This is a genomic window from Fibrobacterota bacterium (genome assembly GCA_019509785.1).
Lineage (GTDB): Bacteria > Fibrobacterota > Fibrobacteria > UBA11236 > UBA11236 > Chersky-265.
On the sequence record JAEKLQ010000103.1, the window covers coordinates 1 to 3654 of the forward strand.

Genomic DNA, 3654 nt, shown 5'->3' on the forward strand with positions numbered 1-3654 from the left:
CGCTGCTCGCGAATCCACTCGACGCCTCGCATCCATACGCGCCATATCTCGGTGAGCACGCGGTGCCGGAATTCGGCACGCTCTCGGCCGCTGATGGTCAGGAGCTCGAGTACATGCTGCTCAGGCCGCGCGAGCTGGAGCCCGGCAAGCGTTACCCGGTGCTCGTCGACGTATACGGTGGCCCCGGCGTGCAGCGCGTGATGAACGCGTGGGGCAACCTGTTCCACCAGTACCTCGCGCAGCACGGCTACGTGGTCTTCATGCTCGACAACCGCGGCAGTGGCCTGTGCGGCACGAAATTCGAGACGACGCTGGTCGAGAACGGCGCGGGACGCATGGCGGGCGTCGAGGTGCAGGACCAGCTTCGCGGTGTCGAGTTCCTGCGCCGCCTGCCGTACGTGGACGGCGCACGCATCGGCATCTTCGGCTGGAGTTACGGCGGCTACATGACGCTCATGTGCCTGATGCAGGCGCCGGATGCCTTCGCGGCGGGCGTGGCGGGCGCGCCCGTCACCGACTGGTCGCTGTACGACACGCACTATACCGAGCGCTATCTATCTACCCCGCAGGCGAATGCCGCAGGTTACGCCGCGAGCAACGTGCTGACGTACGCGGACCGGCTGCGCCGCCCGCTGCTGCTGGTGCACGGCATGGCCGACGACAACGTGCTGTTCGCGCACAGCACCGCGCTCATGAAGAAATTGCAGGACCTGCAGAAACCGTTCGATCTCATGACGTACCCGGGCGGCAAGCACGGCCTCATCCGCCAGAGCTCGACCGGGCTGCACGCGGAATCGAACCTGGTGCGGTTCTTCGACGAGAAGCTCGGCGCGGGTCCGCGCTAGTCGTCATCCTTGCGGCGCAGGTAGCGGAGGTACGCGGCGCGCGCGTCCGCGACGTCGAACAGGTCCTCGAGGCGGCGCGGCCGCGCATGCATCAGCCCGAGCCAGGCCGCGGATCCCTTCATGTGCAGATCCATCCCGAGCTCGGATGCGGCGGCGACGATCTCGTCGTCGGTTGCCATCACGAGCTCGCGTTCGAGGCCGATGAGCACGCGGTCGAGCGCGAGCTCGGATCGCGGCGACTTCAGTTCTTTCCGCATGTGAGTCCTTCGCGCAGCAAGCAGCGGCGAATCCGTTTGCGTGCCGAGTCGTAGCCAGTCCGGCTGATCGCGAGTCTTGCGCGGATCTGTTCGGGCTCGAGCCCTTCCGCGATCGCACCGATGATCGACAGCGCGACTGCATCCGCCGCGAACAGCGCGCGCAGGTTATCCAGTTCCTCGGCCGCGATGAGCGAGCGCTCGAGGTCCACCGACGGATCCTTGATCTCGACGCGCGACCCTTCGTCATCGCCGCTGCGCTGACGACGGCCCCGACGCAGATGGTCGGTGCGCAGACTACGCATGATGCCGGCGAGGAACGGGACCACTGGAACATCGGGCGGCCTGACGCGCTTGCCGGTCAGCAGGCGCGTGATCGCCTCCTGCAGCAGGTCGTCCCAGGTCACGTCTGCCGGCAGCCCGCGCGCGTGGAGTCGCGCGATGGCCTTCAGCCGCAAGAGGTCCATCGGCGTGAGGAGCTCGAGCGCGAGCGCCGATTGCGTCGGCAGGACCGTGTGGTCATCGGCGAGTCGCGGAATGCGCCTGGGGTCTGCCACGCTTCATCACCTCTGGTGATGTATGCGCATGGGGCAGCGCGCCGCGGACGTCACCCGCGAAATTTCAGAGCTTGATGCGTCCGCCGCCCGGCGCGCCGCCCATTCCGCCACCGGCCTCGGGCACGACGATGCGGGAGGCCTGTTCGCGGCGCATCTCGCGCGCCTCTTCGATGGCCTGTTCGATCGCGATCTTCACGGCCTCGGGGAACTTGTTGCACGCGTCCTCGAGCGAGGTCGCCTCGAGCTCGAACGCGAGCGGCAACACACCCGCCGGCGTGAGCAGCTCAGCACCGTGCGCGTCGTGTCGTCGGTGCCATCCCCCTTCACGGGTGTGAGCCGGCGCAGCGTGCCCGCCTTGCGGTCCGTGAAGATCTCTTCGCGATAGAGCTGCGTCGCGTCGAGCTTGATTTCGGGGAGCTGTTGTTCGTTGGCCATGGGAGTCTTCCGGTCATGCCGAGGCGCGGGATGATAACAACTGAAGTGCCGCGATGAACGGTTCGTCGGCGGGCAGGAGCCGTTCATTGCCGAGTGACTGACAGTCCACCCACTTGAGGGCTTGTCCGTCGAGCCCGCGCGGCTCACCGCGCAGCAGGCGCGCCTTCCAGAGCACGAGATCGACGATGCGGTCGGGATATTCGTGCGACAGCGTCATGATTTCGGTTTCAGACTGCGATTCGATGCCGAGCTCTTCGCGCAGCTCGCGTTCGAGCGCCGCGGCGTCGCTCTCGCCCGTGCCCACTTTGCCGCCGGGAAATTCCCACCAGCCTGCCATGTGCTTGCCGGGCGGCCGCTCGGCGATGAGCACCCGGCGCTGCGCGTCGAACAGGGCGGCAGCAACGACACGGAGACGTGGCTTGATGACCGACCTCATTCGCCGGGAAACGGCAACTGTGCCGGTTACTCGACGCCTTCGAGCACGCCGTGACAGTTCTTGAATTTCTTGCCGCTGCCGCACGGACACGGCTGGTTGCGACCGACCTTCGGCGCGGCGCGCACGGGACGCTGCGCAGGCATCTGGGTCGGCTGCGCCGGCCGGGCGCCCTGCGGGACCCCACCCTGCGCGGCCGCAGCCTGGGCCGCCGCGGCCTGGGCCTCGGCATCGCCCGCCGAACCGAGCTGCGCCAGCGAAGCCGCCTCGGCGTGCTGCGCCTGCAGACGCTGGTTGAGACGCGCGCGGCGCGCTTCTTCCTCGCGTTCCAGCTGCTCGCGCGATTTCATCTGCACTTCGAGCGTGGAGAGGATCGTGACGGTGTCGAACTTGATGCGCTCGAGCATCGCGGCGAACAGCTCGAACGCCTCGCGCTTGTATTCGAAGCGGTAATCCTTCTGCGCATAGCCGCGCAGGTGGATTCCCTGGCGCAGGTAATCCATCGCGCCCAGATGGTCGCGCCACTGCTGGTCGAGCACGCGCAGCATGACGTCCTTCTCGAAGAACCGCATGATCGGGGTGCCTTCGGCATCGCGACCGATACGTTCGACCTTGGCGTCGTACATCGCATCGACGGCGCCCACGATGCGACCACGCAGCGTCGCTTCCTCGAGGTCGGGCTGATCCTTGAGCCACTGCGCAGGGTCGACCTGCGTCGCAAAATTCTTCTCGATGGCCTTTGCGAGCCCGTCGAGATTCCACTCCTCGTGGCTCAGATTGCTCGGCAGGTACTGGTCGAGCAGTCCGCCCACGACCTCCTGTCGGATGCCACGAACGGCGTCCGCGAGATTGTCCGCGCCCATGAGCTCGGTGCGCTGCTGGTAGATGACCTTGCGCTGGTCGTTGGCGACGTCGTCGAACGTGAGCAGCTGTTTGCGCACGTCGAAGTTGTGCGCCTCGACCTTGCGTTGCGCCTTCTCGATCTGGCGCGTGAGCATGCCGCTTTCGATGACCTCGCCTTCCTTCATGCCGGCCATGGCGAGCCATTTCTTCGTGCGATTGGGATCGCCGAAGATGCGCATGAGGTTGTCTTCCATCGACAGATAGAAGCGGCTCGAGCCCGGGTCGCC

Annotated in this window: 5 protein-coding genes and 1 pseudogene; 1 reads left to right on the forward strand and 5 read right to left on the reverse strand. The window is 66.6% G+C overall.

The window, feature by feature from the left end:
- Positions 1 to 845, forward strand: an 845-nt coding sequence (locus tag JF616_22895; protein ID MBW8890610.1) for a S9 family peptidase, incomplete at its 5' end; no start/stop codon positions are given.
- On the opposite strand, the gene JF616_22900 is transcribed toward JF616_22895, so the two are convergent.
- The 5 genes and pseudogenes from JF616_22900 to JF616_22920 form a co-directional block, all read right to left on the reverse strand.
- Entirely contained in the window at positions 842 to 1102 is a 261-nt protein-coding gene (locus JF616_22900) for a hypothetical protein (GenBank protein MBW8890611.1), read from the reverse strand. The two genes, JF616_22895 and JF616_22900, sit on opposite strands and share 4 nt — an antisense overlap.
- Entirely contained in the window at positions 1087 to 1656 is a 570-nt protein-coding gene (locus JF616_22905; protein ID MBW8890612.1) for a sigma-70 family RNA polymerase sigma factor, read from the reverse strand. The genes JF616_22900 and JF616_22905 overlap by 16 nt, the downstream gene beginning before the upstream one ends.
- Positions 1657 to 1720: 64 nt before the next feature.
- A pseudogene (locus tag JF616_22910) lies at positions 1721 to 2091 on the reverse strand (hypothetical protein).
- A gap of 13 nt (positions 2092 to 2104) precedes the next feature.
- The gene (gene mutT, locus JF616_22915) at positions 2105 to 2527 is read right to left on the reverse strand and encodes an 8-oxo-dGTP diphosphatase MutT (protein MBW8890613.1); all 423 of its coding nucleotides are present in this window, start codon (positions 2525 to 2527) and stop codon (positions 2105 to 2107) included.
- Positions 2528 to 2553: 26 nt separating this feature from the next.
- Complete coding sequence (locus tag JF616_22920; GenBank protein ID MBW8890614.1) at positions 2554 to 3606, reverse strand: SEC-C domain-containing protein; 1053 nt, start codon at positions 3604 to 3606, stop codon at positions 2554 to 2556.
- Positions 3607 to 3654: the final 48 nt, after the last annotated feature.